The following is an 18,402-nucleotide window of genomic DNA, read 5'->3' as shown; positions in this document are numbered from 1 at the left end:
TTTAGATCAAGTGCTGCGTTATATCGCGTAAAAGTCAGTAATTCCTGATTTGCAAATTATCTACTTTCAGTAAGTACCAATACGGAGCCCATTGTAAATGAGCAAGATTGTCGCTGTTAAAGCCTTTGAAGTGCTGGATTCTCGTGGTAACCCTACCGTTGAAGCCGATGTAATCCTGGAAGACGGTTCTATTGGTTCCGCCTGCGCCCCTTCTGGTGCGTCTACTGGCTCCCGTGAAGCGCTGGAACTTCGCGATGGCGATAAAAGCCGTTACCTGGGCAAAGGAGTCCTGAAAGCGGTTGATAATATCAACACCACTATTGCCGATTTGTTGAAAGGTATGGATGCAACGGATCAGCGCGCTTTAGACAAAGCGATGATTGATGTGGATGGTACCGAAAACAAAGCCACCCTCGGCGCCAATGCAATCCTGGCGGTATCCTTGGCTGCGGCAAAAGCGGCAGCGACCTCCAAAAACATTCCTCTGTATCAGCACATTTCCGAAGTTAACGGCACTCCTGGCGAGTACTCCATGCCGGTTCCGATGATGAATATCATCAACGGTGGCGAGCACGCCGACAACAATGTGGATATTCAGGAATTTATGATACAACCGGTGAAGGCTGAGTCTTTTGCCGAAGCCTTGCGCCAGGGTGCTGAGATTTTCCATGCCCTGAAAAAAGTACTGTCCGGCAATAGCCTCAACACTGCAGTAGGTGATGAGGGTGGCTTTGCTCCCAATTTACCCTCCAATGAAGCCGCGCTGAAAGTCATCGCTGAGGCCGTAGAAAAAGCTGGTTACACCCTGGGCGACGATATCACTTTGGCTCTGGACTGTGCTTCTTCCGAGTTCTATAAAGAAGGTAAATACGACCTGGCTGGTGAAGGCAAACAATTTGATAGCGAAGGCTTTGCCAGTTACCTGGCTGAGCTGTCTGCCAATTATCCTATCCTGTCTATCGAAGACGGTATGGATGAGAGCGACTGGGACGGTTGGAAAGTACTGACTGATAAGATCGGTGACAAAGTACAGCTGGTCGGCGATGACCTGTTTGTAACCAACACCAAGATCCTCAAAGAAGGCATCGAGAAAGGTGTGGGTAACTCCATCCTGATCAAATTCAATCAAATCGGTTCCCTGTCCGAAACCCTGGACGCGATCAAAATGGCCAAAGATGCTGGCTACACCGCAGTGATCTCTCACCGCTCTGGTGAGACTGAGGACACGACTATTGCCGACCTGGCGGTAGCTACCGCTGCAGGCCAGATCAAAACCGGTTCACTGTGTCGTTCAGATCGCGTAGCCAAGTATAACCGTCTGCTGCGTATCGAAGCTGAGCTAAACGGTACCGCACCTTACCGCGGTCGTGCTGAGTTCAAGTAACCGTCTGACAGAAAAGCGCACCGATGCTGCATGGGGGGATCAATCCCTCTATGCGGCACGGATAATACGAACAAGCGAAATATCGTAATCTCGTATGAAATGGCTGCTGGCAATACTCACCATTATGCTTCTCGCTACCCAGTATCGATTTTGGGTGGGTGATGGAAGTCTCGCCGAAGTTACCCGTCTAAAGCGGCAATTAACCCAACAGCAGGAAAAAAATACCGCGCTGGAGCGGGAGAATCGCCAGTTGTTCAGGGAAGTGCGCAGTTTGAAGGTGGGTTCTGATGGTGTAGAGGCCAAGGCCCGTTATGATCTGGGACTCATCAAGGAAGGGGAAACACTGTTTATCTTCCTGGATACGGAAGAGGCTGAAAGTGATTAAGGATTATTGGGTCATTGTACCTGCTGCTGGAATTGGCAGGCGTATGGGGGCTGATCGCCCCAAACAGTATCTGCCTTTACTTGGCCGACCGCTGCTGTCTCTGACATTAAGGAATATCCTGGGTTGGTCAGGGCTGGCGGGTGTGGTTGTCTCCCTGTCGGAACAGGATACTTATTTCTCCCACCTAAAAGAAGCGAATCACCCCCTGGTCCACAGGGTAATTGGTGGCGCTGAAAGGGCCGATTCCGTGCTATCGGCGTTGGATTTTCTGGCGCAACGTGTGAGTGGTGATACACCGGTTTTAGTCCATGATGCTGCGCGCCCTTGTGTCTCTGAGCGTGATATTTACGCCTTGCTGAGTGATAACGTTTCATCAATGGCTCTTTTAGCGCGACCGGCGTGTGACACGATAAAGCAAAGTCATCGAGTTGGTGGTGAAACCTATGTGGAAAAAACTGTAAGCCGTGAAAATATTTGGCTTGCGCAAACCCCACAACGGGCTCCTTTAAATACCCTGCACTCCTGTCTCGGTAAGGCCATGGAGCAGGGTGTTGCTGTGACTGATGAAGCCAGCGCACTGGAATTATTTGGACATTCCCTGCAGTTGGTTACGGGTGACAGCGATAACATTAAAGTAACTCACCCCGCGGATATCGTTATTGCAGAGACTATTTTACGTTTGCGCTACTCCCCCACTGAGGATAAACGATAGTGAGTTTTCGAGTAGGTCAGGGCTTTGATGTACATGCATTTGGCTCTGGTGATCACGTTGTGCTCGGCGGAGTAAATATTCCTTTCGGACGCGGTTTAGTCGCTCACTCTGATGGCGATGTTTTACTCCATGCGCTCGCCGACGCCCTGTTGGGTGCGCTGGCGCTGGGAGACATTGGTCAGCATTTCCCTGACAACGACCAGCGTTATGCTGGAGCCGATAGCAGGAATTTACTTCGGCAGGTTATTACATTGATAAACACTAACGGTTACCGCCTGGTGAATGCGGATATGACTTTAATCGCCCAAGCACCCAAAATGGCGCCACATATCGATACTATGCGGACGAATATTGCCGCTGATTGTCATGTTGACCAAGCAGTTATCAGTGTGAAAGCTACTACCACGGAAAAGCTTGGTTTTACGGGTCGCGGTGAAGGTATCGCTGCCCAAGCAATTGTTTTACTAGAGCAGAATAATGTCTGAAGTTTGGAATCTGGATTGGCCCCGATCACTTGGTGGTGCGGTTATTTCCGGTGATTTTCGTACTGAGCCAGAAGATTTCCTGGTGGATGAACTGGCAGCCCCCACAGCAGACAGTAATGGCGAACATGCCTATCTGTTGGTTAAAAAACGCGGAGCAAACACGGCCTGGGTCGCCAAGGAACTTGCAAAACTGGCTGGCGTCCAGAGTCGGGATGTGAGTTTTTATGGTTTGAAAGATCGCCATGCAGTCACCACACAGTGGTTCAGTGTCTGGTTGGGACAGAAGCCGGCGGCGGACTGGTCGGCTCTGAATAGCGGTGAAGTTACTGTACTGCAGGCCTTCCATGGGCCACGTAAGTTGCGTCGCGGCGAACATATGGGCAACCGTTTCAAAATCCGCCTGCGCAATGTAGAGGGAGATCGAGATCAGGCCGAGGAAGTATTAAAGCGCATACCAGAAGGTGTGCCCAATTATTTTGGTGAACAGCGTTTTGGTATCGATGGCAATAACCTGAGCTTGGTTCGAAGCTTGGCAGAGGAGGATGGTCGCTGCCGTAAAAGTGAGAAAGTGTTTGCGATGTCTGCAGCGCGAAGTTGGCTGTTTAATCAGGTTTTAGCTGAAAGAGTTAATTTGAGCAGCTGGCGGAGTGTCGTTGACGGAGAGCCTGAAGGCCAACCTAGCGGTCCACTGTGGGGGCGGGGCAGGGGATTGTCTACCTTAGCTCTTGGAGAACTGGAGCAGCAAGTACTTTCCTCTTGGCACTCGTGGTGCAATTGGTTGGAGCATTGTGGGCTCAAACAGGAGCGCCGGTCATTGGTTTTAAGTCCGGAGGCTTTTCAGTATCAATGGGAAGGTGATCACCTATTGCTTGAATTTGCCTTGCCCCCGGGTACCTTTGCGACGGCTTTGCTACGGGAGATAGCTCAGCTGGTCAATGTGAGGCAACGCACATAAAATTTGTGGTGGGTGGCTAGCGCAGTTCTACAAACGATGGACTAAATGAGAATATGGATCGCTTGAGACAAGAAGGCCTGGGAATGACCTCCCAGCGAACCCGCAATCGTTTGATTCAGCGTTTGCGGGAGGAGGGGATTGCCAATGAGGAAGTACTGGATGTAATGGTGTCTACGCCACGACACCTGTTTTTGGATGAAGCTCTGGCGATTCGCGCCTATGAAGATACTGCCTTACCGATTGGCTTCGGTCAGACTATCTCCCAGCCTTATATTGTTGCTCGTATGACAGAGCTCTTGCTAAGCCGAGCTAAGTCTCTGCAGCGAGTTTTGGAAGTCGGTACCGGATCTGGTTATCAAACAGCAATACTTGCTCGTCTGGTTAAACAACTTTATTCCGTTGAGCGTGTCAAACCGCTATTAGAGACAGCTCGTCACCGCTTGGGGGAGCTAGGGCATCACAATATTGCGTTCAAACTTAGTAATGGGGGCTTCGGCTGGCAGGAAGAGGGCCCCTACGATGCAATCTTGGCGGCGGCTGCGCCCGCAATGATCCCTGATGAATTGAAGCAGCAGTTGGCGCCCAATGGAGTTTTAGTCATACCGGTAGGTGCTGAGCAGCAATATTTGACGATGGTAACCCGCCGTCAGGATGGCGATCAGTTTGATGTGGAAAAGCTGGAAGCAGTACGTTTTGTACCTTTGCTCAGTGGTGTTGTTCGATGAAATTTACTGAGGTTTTGAAAAGTCGCTACCCGGGAGTGGTACTTCGAGGGATGGCCATGGGGGCAGCAGATGTGGTGCCTGGCGTTTCTGGAGGAACTATCGCCTTTATCACGGGTATCTATCAGGAGTTGTTGGAATCCTTAAGTCGAATTGGCCCTCACTGTGTCACTCTCTTGCGGAAAGAGGGACTCTTATCGGCTTGGCATTATATCAATGGGAATTTCCTGTTATCACTTTTCCTGGGTGTGCTAATCAGCGTTTTCAGTCTCGCCCACCTTATTAGTGGCTTACTTCAAGATTTTCCGATTATTGTCTGGTCTTTCTTTTTTGGCTTGGTGCTGGCTTCGGTTGTCCCAATTGTGAGGAGTATCCCCCAGCGGTCTCCATTCTTACTGATATTTATGGTGCTGGGTGTTGCCCTGGCTATTACTGTCAGTGAATTGCGGCCAGCGGACATGCCGGCAACGCCTCTCACTTTATTTCTCTCTGGAGTTCTTGCTATATGCGCTATGGCCCTGCCGGGTATTTCCGGTGCATTCTTGCTACTACTCATTGGTATTTACCCTAAAGTTTTAAGCGCAGTTCACAATTTGCAGGTAACGAACTTACTTTGCTTTGCAGCGGGGGCCGCCATTGGATTGATGCTCTTCAGCAGGTTGCTTTCTTGGTTGATGCGTAAATATATGGGTGGGACTTTGGCATTTCTTGCTGGAGTATTAGTGGGCAGCTTGAAAATAATTTGGCCCTGGAAACTGCCAATTTCAGGAGAAATTGATACCGTTAGTAAATTGGCTCCTCTACTATCCAACACCTCTCCATTATCTTTTGCAGAGAAAACAGGTGATAGTGCCCATTTGGGAGGAGCTATCGCTGCAGCTGTAGCAGCGATTCTGTTGGTGCTTGCTGTAGACCTCTTTGGGGGGGCTCGTAGAGAAAAGTCTTGCGCCACGCCGCAATAAGATCTGGAAAATCTCGGTATGGCAGCTTTTTATCAAGCTTTTCTAATGATTTTTGGAGCTTTTCCTTAGACACTTTTTCCATAAATGCCGTGGTCTGATGTAAAAAGAGAATAATGGAATGTCATCTTTTGCAACTTATTAAGAGCCGCTGGTGGCGGATAAAGCTCCCTAATGCTGCTTGTTGTTTGCAGGGAGTGTTCAAAATATTAGGCTTGTTGCTTTTATTGCAGGCTGTTTCTTCCTGCTCCAACCACAAAGCCCCTTCAAGCGCTTTGCGACAACCACCCAGTATTAAGATTACTCACCATACGGTTAGCAAAGGCGACACCCTCTATTCTATAGCTTGGCGTTATGGCAAGGATTTCCGCCAGCTGGCACGAACTAATGGTATTCCCTCGCCCTATTACATCTACCCAGGACAAAGAATCAAACTCACAGGTTCGGCTCGATCCGGGCCAACTATCAACAATAAAAAGAAACAAAATACGCCAGCAGTAACAGCAAAACCAAAAAAGATAGCTAGTGCCAGTGCTAAAAAATCTTTAACACAGACGGTAAAGCGCCAAACATCCGTACCAACTCGGACTGGATCGGTCCGCTGGCACTGGCCCGCCAAGGGGAAAGTGATTAGTCGCTTCCGCTCTGGAGACCCATTGCGTAAGGGAGTTGATATCGCGGGAGAAAAGGGAGAGTCTGTACTGGCAGCGGCTGATGGCACCGTGATCTACGCAGGAAACGCTTTGAGAGGTTATGGAAAGCTACTGATCGTCAAGCACAATGAGGTTTACCTCAGTGCTTACGCGCACAATCACCGGTTGCTCGTGAAAGAGGGCAGCAGGGTAAAAGTGGGGCAAAGGATAGCGGAATTGGGTTCGAGTGGTACCGACCGCAACAAGCTCCACTTTGAGATTCGCAAAAACGGTCAGCCAGTGGACCCTCTTGCTTACTTGCCGTAAGTTCGTGACCGCAGTTAAGCTGTGCAGATAAAAATGGACTTTTAACTAGTACCACTTGAGGTAGTCACTGTTTCGTGACCATCCCAGGGTCAGCCGATTCAGTGGCTGTCGCCACATGTGCGCGGTAGCTAACAGTTGTGGTGTTAGTGCCGGGTCGTGTTGTGCGGCTGAAATTGGCAAAGTACAAGGAGCAGGGGAAATGGAAGCACAGCGGCAAGACCAGTCAGTAACTGGCCAGGCAGAAGACTTTCCTCCTGAGTTAGATGTTGAAAATGGTAAGCAGAAATTAAGTTCTACTGGAACAAGTACTAGCCGCCCGCGGAAACCTGCGGCTAAAACGAGATCCTCACCTTCCCCGTCAGAGAAAAGTAGGGTTTCTAGATTAGATGGCGATGGCCATCTGCAGAAAAATCTTGACGCTACTCAGCTCTATCTCAATGAAATTGGATTTTCTCCCCTTTTGACCGCGGAAGAAGAGGTGTATTACGCGCGCAAGGCTTTGCGCGGAGATGCCGCGGCGAGAAAGCGGATGATCGAGAGTAACCTGCGTCTCGTGGTGAAGATTGCCCGTCGTTACGTCAGTCGCGGTTTGGCACTTCTTGATCTGATTGAAGAGGGAAATTTGGGTCTTATTCGAGCCGTGGAGAAGTTCGACCCAGAACGCGGTTTTCGCTTTTCCACTTACGCTACCTGGTGGATACGGCAGACGATAGAGCGAGCCATTATGAATCAGACTCGCACGATTCGCCTTCCAATTCACGTGGTTAAAGAATTGAATGTGTATCTGCGGGCATCCCGTGAGCTGGCGCAGAAGCTAGATCACGAGCCGTCTGCGGAAGAAATTGCCACTCTATTAGAAAAACCGGTTGAAGATGTTGAGCGGATGCTTGGGCTCAATGAGCGTGTAACGTCGGTGGATACGCCAATAGGTCCATCTTCCGAGAAGACCCTGGTGGATACTATCCCCGATCAGCAGGAATCGGACCCTGCTGAGTTACTGCAAGATAGTGATCTCTTCGACAGTATCAACCGATGGTTGGGCGAGCTTCCTGACAAGCAGTGTGAAGTGGTTTCGCGACGTTTTGGTTTACGTGGATTTGAGGCCAGCACACTGGAGGAGGTCGGTCGTGAGATAGGGCTCACCCGGGAGCGAGTAAGGCAGATCCAGGTTGATGCATTAAAGCGTCTGAGAGAGGTGATGGAGAAGCAGGGGCTCGACGGACAATCCCTGTTTGGTAATCTATAGCGGCTTTCCAGCTGCCTACAAGAAAAGCCCCGCAACCGAATGTTGGTCGTGGGGCTTTTTTATTCCTATTTATTGAGGGGCAGGATAGTGATGTAGGTGATGGATAGCCTACTTTCTCTTCCAGCGTCCCAGGTTATCTTGGTAGTACTCACCGGGACCAAGGCGGGCTTCAAGCTTTTCGGCAGCGCGTGTTGCAACCTGCGCAATATCAATGTTGTTGCGTTCAGCGATACGGGCATAGGCTGCTTTTCGCTTACTATTGACTTCCTTGATAAGCTTCTCCAATTCTGGTGAGCTGGAATCTACTATCGCAACATAGCCGCTATTGGCTTCACCCAAGAGGCCCTTACTTTTGGCTTCATCCAGGGACATTGCCATGACTGGCAGCGCGATTGTCAGGCCCAACATCCAAAGGGCTTTGATCATTCTCTTCATACTTTGCCTCCTCAGAAAATACCTTCTTTATCGTCAAACAAACTGTCCAGGTCTTTATCGACTTTGACTCGGATTTCATGTTCGATTTTAACATTCAGGTTCACAGTTATTGGCTCACTGGGAGCCTGCACAGTTACTGTGGGTGTACATCCCATAGCAACCATAGCGTATAGCAGCCCGATTGAAATCGTTTGGCTGGCCTTCATCTGATACTCCTCACGGCACCTTGTTGGCACCTTTTTACTTTTATACCTTCAATATTGAACTTGATATTCCAGCCGAGTTCAGCAAATACATTGGAGACAGGCAGACCCGTGCATTGTATAGCGTCAACCTGAACCAGCGGTGAATCAACTTGGATTATGCCCGGCATGGAGAGGCTACTTCACTCCAGACCTATTGGTCCAGCTGCTTTTCCAGTGCCTTGGTCAGGTCCCTGCTGGCCTGGAGTGAGCGCAGCATCGAAGGAATATTGTTTTCAAGGTTCAGATTAATAACCAGATCTCTACCTGAATCAATTGCTTCACTGCGCCCTACCAGCTTGAGATGTAGTTGCAAATCTCCGCTGGGGGGGTAATCCAAGCTACCTTCCAGTGTTCGAAATTCATAGTCTTCTAGTGCATTGGCAATCATTTTAAGCTGGGAGTTGTTCGACAACATTTGTGGGGAGAATGCCCCATAGTATCGGAGACGGCCACCAGGTGCCTTCGCCTCCAAGTGGCCTCCCTTCACGGTGATCCCATTGGGGCCGGTTACTAAAGGGATGGTCAAGTCGATAAATCCACTGGCTTTAAAGCTCTCTGAACCTGTCTCATGGGCCAGTGCTTGCAGGGAGATATCATTTGCAAATAGCGTACTTTCGCGCACATTGTTATCTAAGTTCCAAATTAATGACTCAGACTGTAATTTGCCGTCGAGAAATTTAGCAGAAAAATTATTCAGGATAAGGTCTTTTTGTTTGTTTAAAGATAGAGCGAGTTTAATTTTTTCTAGCGGCAGACCCGCGTTGATAGATTGTATCGTTAAAGGTTGCGGTTTTGATGTGGTCCAATGCCCATTATTATTTACTATGACTTCTCCAGAAAGTCCCGTAGCAAAGCTGTTCTCATAGACTATGGCGGTATCCGTAAATCCGATTCTAAAGTTATCTTCCGTTTTTTGGGGCCATGATAAAGACCCGTTTGCAGAAAGCTTCCCAGAAACGATGTCTACTGGTAATCCATGGATACTGTGGTTGAGAGTGTATTGATCATCAAACGCTATCTCTGGCACAGTGAAATCGATGACGCCGGAGGCATGATCAAGATTATATTTCCAGTTCGAATCTATCTTGACGGAACCCGCGGCTAACTGACCATTTCCTGCAAGCTCGTTATTTCGAAGTGAGAGAGACCCAGTTAGAGAGGTGGTAGCAGAATATTTATCTGGTGTTTTGACGTTAAGTTTTAACGCCTGAAAATCACTGCAAAGTCTACTGATTCCTGGGGTCACTTCCAAATCAGTATTGTTGAAGTTAATGCCGCCTGCGACTGTAAATAATTCTGTGGAGAGGCTGTCGAATTGGCTGCGAATTTGTTTGCTCTCACAGTTATTTTTTTTATCGCTAAATTCGCAGTCTAAAGCAGCGGTAGCTACCATGACATTTTCAGCCAGAAATTCGGTGGTGTCTATTTTGTCAGTTTCAATTTTAATATTCTTCAGGCTTATTTTTTTTGCTGTATGACTCCTTTCTATATCTATCTTTGTGCTTAATGCCAAATTAGTAATAGATATACCTGAGACTTTGTCAATCATTTTTGGTGTTGCTGCCGTCATCCAAAATCCGCATTTTGTGTTTTGGGAAATGCTGCAGTTGAGTTCTTTGAATTTAGCGAGAATTGAAGTGTTGTTTTTTATTGCTTGTAATTCTGCGGTAATAGCGCCCTCTGTAATATGAATGTCTATTGGTCCTGAAGGTGATGGTTTGCCTTCAATTACAACTTTATTTTTGACTTCCAGTTGAGTGCGGCCTTGATTAAAGAGGGCGGAGAATAGAGGCGAGTTATTTGGCAGATTTGATAAGGTAGTCTTAAAGTTTAGTTGGCTCCCAGGGAGAACTATGAGGTGAGAACCTCTAAGCCAGCTCTTCTTAGACGATGTTTCCTGTAGAGGATTAAGTTGAATATCCCCCGTAAATTTTAATTCTCCATCCAGCTTGCTTGCTGGCAGATATGGAAGGTGGTTGAGCCATAATGGAGAGTTAATTATGGAGTCAGCACTTCCGAGATGAATAGTCCCTTGTGTTGAAAGCACAGGGCCAGCCCCGGATGAAAACGATTCAAAATTCAGATCTAAAAAATGGGACAGTTTCGAGTCGTCGCTTGCTATAGAGATATCGAGTGTGCCGACGCCGCTGACTGAATGAGCTATCAGTGGGGTAAGTGACTTAAGCTTAAGTTCAATTGGAGAATCAATTGATAGTAGGGTTTTCAGTCTGCCATTCACACGGTTGGAGTTTAGGGCGGTTTCCAGTTGCTTGCCGTTAATCTGTACGATGATATTTTTATAGTCTGATAGGGACACTATATTGTCTGGTATTTGGCCGCTGGCATTAATAAAGACTTGGCCGGATGTCTCGATTTCCTCATTAACCGGGGAAGACTGAGTTTCGACGATAGCCAGAATGGGAGATAGAGCTTGTAGGTCGGCAGTTACCTTGGTCTTGAGTATCCAATAATCTTCTTTTTTGGCAAGGCTTGTTTTTGCTTGGGACAAAATTCCATTTTTCTCAGAATACACAATGGAGTTTAACTCGATTGGTGATGAACTTAAATTGCCTTGGAGTGAGATAATAAGCCGGCCAAGCTGAGGGTGTTGATAGGGGGATTCTGCGATAATAGCGCCATTCTGCCGTATAATTTCTAGAGGACCCGCCTCAAATATATCGTCAATCACTAGTTTTTTTACAAATACTCTGCCGGGTATATATCGAGTGAACTGCTGGGTGAGTGTTTTCAGGGACAAGGAGGATTCTTTTTTGGGGTTTTTCCTAGGTGTGGTGCGTCTTGTCAGTACCGATTCTTTTTCCTTGATTCGGGTTAGCTTCTCGATAGATAGCTCTACTTTTTGAGCGCTATCTCGGTCAAAGATGATATGAAATGGATCGTGTATTCTAACGTTATCAAGGATCAGGCTACTACCGATACTGGATTTCAGGCGAACTTCTTTAATTGAGACTTCTCTTAAGCCTAGTTCGAGCCCGGATAGTTGCTGAACAACCACTTCCCCTGTCAATAAAATGGCTAGTTGAGTAGCGATAATATCTTTTTTCCACCAGCTGCCAATGAGGAAAACGGTTAAGAAAAGGGTCAGTGAAATGATAAGAATGCGGGACTTTCTCACACTAAACCTCAATGCTCCTAGGAGATCAATTTAAGCTATTGTTTGTCATTGGCGGTAAGAAGTGTTGACAGAATCGAAATCAGCATTTCTCAACGCCCGTAAGGGAAATATTTTATCAGAACAAGTGGTAGTTACTGCATATTTTAGTTGGATTGCTAACCGATAATAACGTTCAGGCAGCAATTGAGCTGTATGTAGCAGGGCAGCTACTTATGGTGCATCCAATTTGGGCTCTTGCAGAAGTTGCAAACGCCATACACCTTTCCCTGTAGCCCAGATGTTTGACGTGAATAACCAAGTTAAAGTTGGCGTGCTTTCAATACTGCCCTCAAAAGAGGTGAGCATGGTCATCAGGGCTGCATTGGGATCTAGCAGAGCCACTACTGTTTTGAATGATGGGCACTTTTGATTATCAAGGTATTAAAGCTATCAGCTAGTATGCGGGTATTTAGAGGTTTCTTGTTATAGGGTGTAACTATTAAGTCGTCCTTCGTTATGATGCTTACAATAGCATCTCCATCGCGCTTCATAAAGGCGATTTTGAGTGCATCTATACGTGACTGCAGCTCTCTATTCAGCTCATTTGCAGAACGGGTGAGCCAATGATCAGTAGAAGACCAAAGATAAACACTAGTGGAATAAGTTTATGCCCTATGAAAAGGCAACTCCCTCACAATCAGTAGTCTTGGGGGTTGTTGGTAGCTTTTTGCTTCGGCCGCTTTGATCTCAGTAGGGCGGTAGTGTCGAGCGCTTCTAGCGGCCAAGGAAAGTGGCCTAGAATGGCTTGGTCCTGTTGGGGGGCGTAAGGGTTTGCGCGGCGTATTGTTTCCGTGCTTAGCTTGGAATGGTGTTTTTTACCCCAATTTACTTAATTCTTACTACTTTGGTGGGCATATAGTGACCGAGGACATTTCAATAATGCAAGATACCCAGCCTAAGACAATCTACCTCAAGGACTATCGAGTACCGGACTATTTGGTGGATACCACAGATTTATGGTTTGAGCTGGATCCCAAAGCTACCTTGGTGAAGTCCCGGCTCAAAGTCCGTAGAAATCAAGCGGCTGGCGTGGGTTTGCCGCCGCTGTTACTCGACGGAGTTGAGCTGGAGCTTTTGTCGGTTACTTTAGATGGAATCTTGCTTTCTCCCGCAGGCTATAGGGAGTTTCCTGAGGGCCTATCAATACCTGTCGATAGGGCTGAGTTTCTGTTGGAGATTCAAAATCGTATTAACCCGGAGGACAATACGTCCCTAGAGGGGTTATACCTCTCCAACGGTATGTACTGTACCCAATGTGAGGCTGAAGGGTTCAGAAAGATCACTTTCTATCCAGACCGGCCTGATGTTATGTCTAAGTTTACTACGACCATAGTGGCACCAACTGATCACCCCGTATTGCTCTCTAATGGTAATGAAATAGAGCGTGGTAACTATGGCGCTGACCGTCAGTTTGTCACTTGGGAAGACCCTTTTGCAAAGCCTGCTTATTTATTCGCGCTGGTGGCGGGAGATCTTGAGCAAGTCGAAGACAGCTTTATGACTGTCAGTGGTCGTACGGTAAAACTCCAGATATTTACCGAGACAAAAAATGTCGGAAAATGTGACCACGCAATGCGTTCTCTTAAGAGTGCCATGCGTTGGGATGAAGAGGTTTATGGTAGAGAATATGACCTCGACATTTTTATGGTGGTTGCAGTAGATCACTTCAACATGGGTGCCATGGAAAATAAGGGGCTGAATATCTTTAACTCAGCCTGCGTTTTGGCCAGTCCGGAAACAGCTACGGATTCTGCTTTTCAAAGAATAGAATCTATTGTTGGACATGAATATTTTCATAACTGGTCCGGTAATCGGGTTACCTGTCGTGACTGGTTTCAGCTTAGTTTGAAGGAAGGATTTACCGTATTTCGCGATGCTGAATTCTCCGCAGATCTTAACTCTCGTGCCGTAAAGCGTATTGAAGATGTGTCACTTTTACGTACCAATCAGTTTTCGGAAGATGCGGGGCCAATGGCACACTCTATTCGACCGGATTCTTATATGGAGATCTCAAATTTCTACACGCTTACAATCTATGAAAAGGGTGCTGAAGTTGTGAGGATGATACATACCCTTTTAGGAGAAAAGGGCTTTCGTAAAGGAAGTGATCTTTACTTCAAGCGCCATGATGGATGCGCAGTAACTTGTGAGGATTTTGTAAAGGCAATGGAAGATGCGAATCAAGTTAGCCTGACACAATTCCGACGCTGGTACAGTCAAGTAGGTACACCTGTTTTGGATGTGAAGGATCACTTTGATGAGACTCAGGGTGTCTATCAGTTGACGGTTCGCCAATCCTGCCCTTTGTCAGAAAAACAAGAAGAAAATCTTCCACTTCATATCCCGTTCAGAGTGGGGATGCTGGATTCCACTGGGAAAGAGATTAGTTTAAATGAGCAGGGATTAACCGAAACTATATTGCATGTAAATGGCACCGAGCAGATATTTGAATTCTTCGGATTAAAAGAAAAGCCTTTACCTTCTCTTTTGCGTGGGTTCTCTGCACCTGTGAAGGTACATTACAGTTATAGTAATGAACAACTGTTATTTCTTATACGGAATGACACCGATACCTTTAATCGGTGGGAGGCCAGTCAAAGATTGGCTCTGAATTCTTTAGCTGAGTTACAAGAAGCATATCGAAAGGGTGAACCTTTACAGCTTCGGTCAGAGTTGATAGATGCCTATCGAGGCGTGCTGAAAGATAGGGGACTCGACCCCGCATTAAGTGCAGAAATTTTGCAGCTGCCCAGTGAGCAATTTGTTGCCGAAGAGTCTGTATTTATTGATTCTGAAGCTACTGTTGTTGCTCTAGAATTTGCGCGAAAAGCCATTGCTGAAGAGCTGGCGGATGAATTCATCCGGTGTTATTGTGAATTAAATTCACAAAAATCCTATAGCCCTGATGCGAAAGATATTGCTGAGCGCCGGTTAAAGAATATCTGCTTGTCCTACCTTTGCGCTACAGAAACACAAGAAGCATTGGACATGGCACAAAATCAATTCGATTCTGCCAGTAATATGACGGATAGTGCAGCTGCGCTGACTGCGCTGATCAATTATGCTGGGGATAGTCAAGCTGAAAATTCAATAGCTCAATTTTACACGCGCTGGCAAGAGGATGCACAAGTAATAGAACTATGGCTAAGTCAGCAGAGTTGTAGCCCCAAGCGTGGTACATTAAAAAATATACGAGCATTAATCGAGCATCCAGCCTTTGAGATGACAAATCCAAATAAGGTGAGATCTGTCATTGGTGGTTTTGCAAATCGGAACTTTAAACAGTTCCATAAAAATGATGGTAGTGGGTTTGAGTTTGTTGCAGATCAAGTTATAGCGCTGGATAAGCTGAATCCACAGATTGCTGCACGCATGGTGATTCCGATTACTCGCTGGAGGAAATATACGGGAGCACATGCTGAAGAAATGCAAATGGCTTTGCAAAAAGTTGCCGATAGTCATGTGCTTTCTAAAGACTTATTCGAAGTGGTCAGTAAAAGCTTAGGTTAGATAATGGCTCTATAGATTGGTGCGGGGCATGCGAAGCATGCCTTTGCGAGAGCTATAAAATTTGACTGCCTTTTTCTTCTCCCAAACTCACCAGATGTAAGCCAATTCTATTGTTATGAAGTTCCGTAATTGAGGTGTAGTCAGGTCGGAATTGTTTAACTTTTTGATGCCCTCGAAGGTGAGCTACTACTGAATTTATCACCATGAAGTGACAAAAAACAATGGTGTCTTTAGAGATAGTGGCTAGAAAGTCGTTGATACGTCTGCGCCAAGCAGATTGTTGTTGGTCTATCTGATCCCAGTCACTATCTAGAAAAGTACGAATCCAAGTTAAACGCTGCCCCAAGGGTAGTCCTTGGGGGGCTGGTATCTCTGTGACAGCATCTTCAATAACCACCTTGACATCCCACAGGTCAGCCAAAGGTTTTGCGGTTTGCTGAGCGCGTAGTTTGGGGCTGCTGATTAGGTGTATTTTTTCCTGAGTCGATAATTTGTTGGCGAGACTCTCCGATTGTTTGTGCCTCAGTTCGGTAAGCGCTGGATCGGGAACGTTCACACCTTTATCCGCCTCCCCGTGTCTAACTAGAAAAATTTTTGCCATGTGTGTTCTGACCTAAAGATAACCGTTCAATGCATTGTCGGGTATATGTTGCCACAAGCTAAGTAATTCTGGGGTATTGAATTTACGGGCGGAGGGATGACCACCAAAGCGCTTACTGTACTTTCCTGAAAACTCTGGCCAGTCTCCACTTGGCTTCCCCGATTCGGCAAAGCTCAACCACGCCTCCTGCATAGAGGCACTCAAAAGGTGAGGGTTTTCTTCACCTCCATACAAAACTTGTAGAGACTGATCACCATGGGTGCCAAAGACATAGCCAAGTTCAACGGCATGGCAAGCCCCTAGCAATGGTTGAGCTGCAAGGGGTTGCGCGAAATGATAATGAAAGTTATTTCCGCGATGATCCTTTAGGTGACGTAGACCGGGTAAGGTGAACACCATATCAGTTAGTAGTAGGTTCCAAGCTCGACTCCACTCAGGCCAAGGGTTTCCGGTCATTGTTTTTGCCAGTTGGTAGTAGTGACTCAGCAGTGGCTTTAAATCAGATTCAGGGATAAGCCACTCAAGATGGGTGCATATTTGTCGATAATCAAGAGAGAAGCTTTCTGGATTAATTGCGCTGAACAGATTCCATTCTTCTAGATTGTTACCTAAAAGCAGGGGTGTATTTGAAGGGGCATTAATTTTCACATCAGAAAGGGATAAGTTTTCGTCTGCTACGGGTTTGAAAGGTAGCTGTCCCCACTTTGGCACCATCAGAGTATCGGAAAGTATTTTTTGCTGAACCTTAAGCAGGAGCTTGGGTGAGCAGTTTCTAAGTGAGCATCCATTGCTGATTTCAGCAAAGTGCTTGAGGAAAGTTTTTGCAACATGATTGGCTTGTTGCTGGGAATGAATCGCCTTCGGATGTCCACTTTGGACAATAGCTCGACGAATTATACCTCTGCATTGTGGTACTTCTAGCAGGGAAGCAATACTCATTGCACCAGCCGACTCCCCAAATAGAGTGATATTACTAGGGTCTCCGCCAAAGGCTGAAATATTTTGTTGGACCCACTTTAGAGCTGCTATTTGATCGAGAAGACCTTCATTACCTGTTGATGGAACATCACTGATATCTTTTAGGCGAAGAAAACCTAGGACACCCAAACGATAATTGATGGTAATTACGATGACGCGTCCGCTAGCAGCTAGATGGCTACCGTTATATATATTTTGGCAGCCAGATCCCATATAGAATGATCCGCCATGTATCCAAAACATCACGGGCAGTTTTTTCTCTTGTGAGATTGGAGGAGAAAATATATTTAGATAAAGGCACTCCTCCGTGTCAGGTAAATTCCCATCTTGATCGCGAACTTCCATCAAAGTTGATGAATTTTGTGCGGCTGGAGAACCAAAGCAATCTGCGTGAAGAGGCACTTTCCAGGTAGCTAATGCTTGAGGTGGAAGCCACCGTAATTTGCCAATTGGGGGGTGAGCGTAAGGAATTCCTAGGAATTTTTGTACACCTGTTTCTTCATCAGTGGTTCCAATAATTGGCCCCGCAGGCGAGTCGATTACCGGTGTGGGTTTTATGTTTAAGTGCCGGCCAATTCCTGGGTCTGTAGTCATTTATAACTTCCTAATCTCAATGAAGTTAACGCTAAATCCACTCTTTTCCTGCAGCAACCTAACAATCCCTTGAAAACTTGTTGAATTACGTCCATACAAAAGTAGTGCGCGTAAAAACGTACTGGCGTAATTGTTTTTTTTATGGAGGAAAATTAGTAAGGCAATGTATTAGTGAATCTAGTCACGGATGGGCTCAAAGTGGGGTATTTTCCGTCTTTAAGCTCAGGCCATGAACTGTGTATTTAAGAATTTGCACCGTTTGAAGTTGGTGAGAGCATGATTGCGAAAATCTTTGACAAATTCACGGGATCGATCGATGAACGATCATTGGAGGGTCTTGCATTGACCGCTCCGGGTCTAGTCGAAATTCCCGCTGATCCGGAGGATATTGCGTCTTTTTCCAAGGACGGAGTAGACCTAGTTATTGTTTTAAAATCTGGTCAAATTATCGTTATCTCGGGTTTTTACCTGTTAGATGATGATGGTGACCATAGTGAGTTGGCGCTTACCGGGGCTGAAGAGCCCATGATGTTGGCCGCCAATGGAGATTTAGTCTCTGCCTTTGCTGCTGGTGGAGCAGCTTATCCAGCACCTGCAGCAGCCAATCCTGGCTATTCCTGGTGGGTTCCCGCACTAATTGCCCTCGGCGTTATCGTTATCGCTATCGCGGTTAGTGATAATGATGATGACAATGGGGATCGATTCTTTATTCCTGATTCAGATGCTGATGCTGACTCAGATGCTGATGCGGATGCCGACTCTGATTCCGATGCCGATGCCGACGCCGACGCCGATGCTGATGCTGATGCGGATGCGGATGCGGATGCGGATGCGGATGCGGATGCCGACGCTGATGCGGATGCGGATGCGGATGCCGACGCCGATGCCGATGCGGACGCTGATGCTGATGCCGATGCGGACGCTGATGCTGATGCTGATGCTGATGCTGATGCTGATGCCGATGCCGATGCGGACGCTGATGCTGATGCGGATGCCGACGCTGATGCCGACGCCGATGCCGATGCCGATGCCGATGCCGATGCCGATGCCGATGCCG

16 protein-coding genes are annotated in these 18,402 nt (G+C 47.0%); 11 read left to right on the top strand and 5 right to left on the bottom strand.

Translation table 11 applies throughout. From position 1 onward, the window contains the following. The first annotated feature begins 97 nt into the window (after positions 1-97). The 9 genes from eno (at position 98) to rpoS (ending at position 7,807) form a co-directional block, all read left to right on the top strand. Positions 98-1,384 (top strand): phosphopyruvate hydratase, encoded by a 1,287-nt coding sequence (eno, locus tag MO867_RS09605; RefSeq protein WP_252466171.1) that lies wholly within the window; start codon positions 98-100, stop codon positions 1,382-1,384. 94 nt (positions 1,385-1,478) lie between these two features. Further along, entirely contained in the window at positions 1,479-1,769 is a 291-nt protein-coding gene (locus MO867_RS09600; RefSeq protein ID WP_252466170.1) for a septum formation initiator family protein, read from the top strand. Next, positions 1,762-2,481, top strand: a complete 720-nt coding sequence (ispD, locus tag MO867_RS09595; protein WP_252466169.1) for a 2-C-methyl-D-erythritol 4-phosphate cytidylyltransferase — start codon at positions 1,762-1,764, stop codon at positions 2,479-2,481. The genes MO867_RS09600 and ispD overlap by 8 nt, the downstream gene beginning before the upstream one ends. Then, on the top strand, positions 2,481-2,966 hold the full coding sequence (gene ispF, locus MO867_RS09590; RefSeq protein ID WP_252466167.1) for a 2-C-methyl-D-erythritol 2,4-cyclodiphosphate synthase: 486 nt from the start codon (positions 2,481-2,483) through the stop codon (positions 2,964-2,966). Before ispD ends, ispF begins: the two co-directional genes overlap by 1 nt. Continuing rightward, the gene (gene truD / locus MO867_RS09585) at positions 2,959-3,921 is read left to right on the top strand and encodes a tRNA pseudouridine(13) synthase TruD (protein ID WP_252466166.1); all 963 of its coding nucleotides are present in this window, start codon (positions 2,959-2,961) and stop codon (positions 3,919-3,921) included. The genes ispF and truD overlap by 8 nt, the downstream gene beginning before the upstream one ends. A 53-nt stretch (positions 3,922-3,974) precedes the next feature. Further along, a complete protein-coding gene (locus MO867_RS09580; RefSeq protein WP_252466165.1) occupies positions 3,975-4,646 on the top strand; it encodes a protein-L-isoaspartate(D-aspartate) O-methyltransferase in 672 nt (223 codons plus the stop codon). Then, the gene (locus MO867_RS09575; RefSeq protein ID WP_252466163.1) at positions 4,643-5,605 is read left to right on the top strand and encodes a DUF368 domain-containing protein; all 963 of its coding nucleotides are present in this window, start codon (positions 4,643-4,645) and stop codon (positions 5,603-5,605) included. The genes MO867_RS09580 and MO867_RS09575 overlap by 4 nt, the downstream gene beginning before the upstream one ends. A gap of 128 nt (positions 5,606-5,733) precedes the next feature. After that, complete coding sequence (locus tag MO867_RS09570; RefSeq protein ID WP_256473917.1) at positions 5,734-6,561, top strand: peptidoglycan DD-metalloendopeptidase family protein; 828 nt, start codon at positions 5,734-5,736, stop codon at positions 6,559-6,561. 199 nt (positions 6,562-6,760) lie between these two features. Beyond that, complete coding sequence (gene rpoS, locus MO867_RS09565; protein ID WP_252466162.1) at positions 6,761-7,807, top strand: RNA polymerase sigma factor RpoS; 1,047 nt, start codon at positions 6,761-6,763, stop codon at positions 7,805-7,807. Positions 7,808-7,915: 108 nt separating this feature from the next. Here rpoS and MO867_RS09560 read toward each other — a convergent pair whose 3' ends face one another. The 3 genes from MO867_RS09560 to MO867_RS23800 form a co-directional block, all read right to left on the bottom strand. Then, positions 7,916-8,242 (bottom strand): YdbL family probable chaperone protein, encoded by a 327-nt coding sequence (locus MO867_RS09560; RefSeq protein WP_252466161.1) that lies wholly within the window; start codon positions 8,240-8,242, stop codon positions 7,916-7,918. Between the two features lie 11 nt (positions 8,243-8,253). Further along, positions 8,254-8,448 (bottom strand): YnbE family lipoprotein, encoded by a 195-nt coding sequence (locus tag MO867_RS09555; protein WP_252466160.1) that lies wholly within the window; start codon positions 8,446-8,448, stop codon positions 8,254-8,256. A 190-nt stretch (positions 8,449-8,638) separates the two neighbouring features. Further along, positions 8,639-11,623, bottom strand: coding sequence for an intermembrane phospholipid transport protein YdbH family protein (locus tag MO867_RS23800; RefSeq protein ID WP_252466159.1), 2,985 nt, complete (start codon positions 11,621-11,623; stop codon positions 8,639-8,641). A 918-nt stretch (positions 11,624-12,541) separates the two neighbouring features. Here MO867_RS23800 and pepN point away from each other — a divergent pair. Continuing rightward, the gene (pepN, locus tag MO867_RS09545) at positions 12,542-15,172 is read left to right on the top strand and encodes an aminopeptidase N (RefSeq protein WP_252466158.1); all 2,631 of its coding nucleotides are present in this window, start codon (positions 12,542-12,544) and stop codon (positions 15,170-15,172) included. 52 nt (positions 15,173-15,224) lie between these two features. Here pepN and MO867_RS09540 read toward each other — a convergent pair whose 3' ends face one another. Together MO867_RS09540 and MO867_RS09535 are read right to left on the bottom strand one after the other, a co-directional pair. After that, the gene (locus tag MO867_RS09540) at positions 15,225-15,773 is read right to left on the bottom strand and encodes a histidine phosphatase family protein (protein ID WP_252466157.1); all 549 of its coding nucleotides are present in this window, start codon (positions 15,771-15,773) and stop codon (positions 15,225-15,227) included. Positions 15,774-15,785: 12 nt separating this feature from the next. Beyond that, positions 15,786-17,345 (bottom strand): carboxylesterase/lipase family protein, encoded by a 1,560-nt coding sequence (locus MO867_RS09535; RefSeq protein ID WP_252466156.1) that lies wholly within the window; start codon positions 17,343-17,345, stop codon positions 15,786-15,788. Positions 17,346-17,621: 276 nt separating this feature from the next. On the opposite strand from MO867_RS09535, the gene MO867_RS09530 reads away from it, so the two are divergent. Beyond that, on the top strand, positions 17,622-18,402 hold a 781-nt coding region (locus MO867_RS09530), incomplete at its 3' end, for a BapA/Bap/LapF family prefix-like domain-containing protein (protein WP_252466155.1).

It is taken from the genome of Microbulbifer okhotskensis, assembly GCF_023895975.1.
Taxonomy (GTDB): Bacteria; Pseudomonadota; Gammaproteobacteria; order Pseudomonadales; family Cellvibrionaceae; genus Microbulbifer; species Microbulbifer okhotskensis.
The sequence above is the reverse complement of the archived record's forward strand: the minus strand, read 5'-3'. Positions and strand labels throughout refer to the sequence as shown.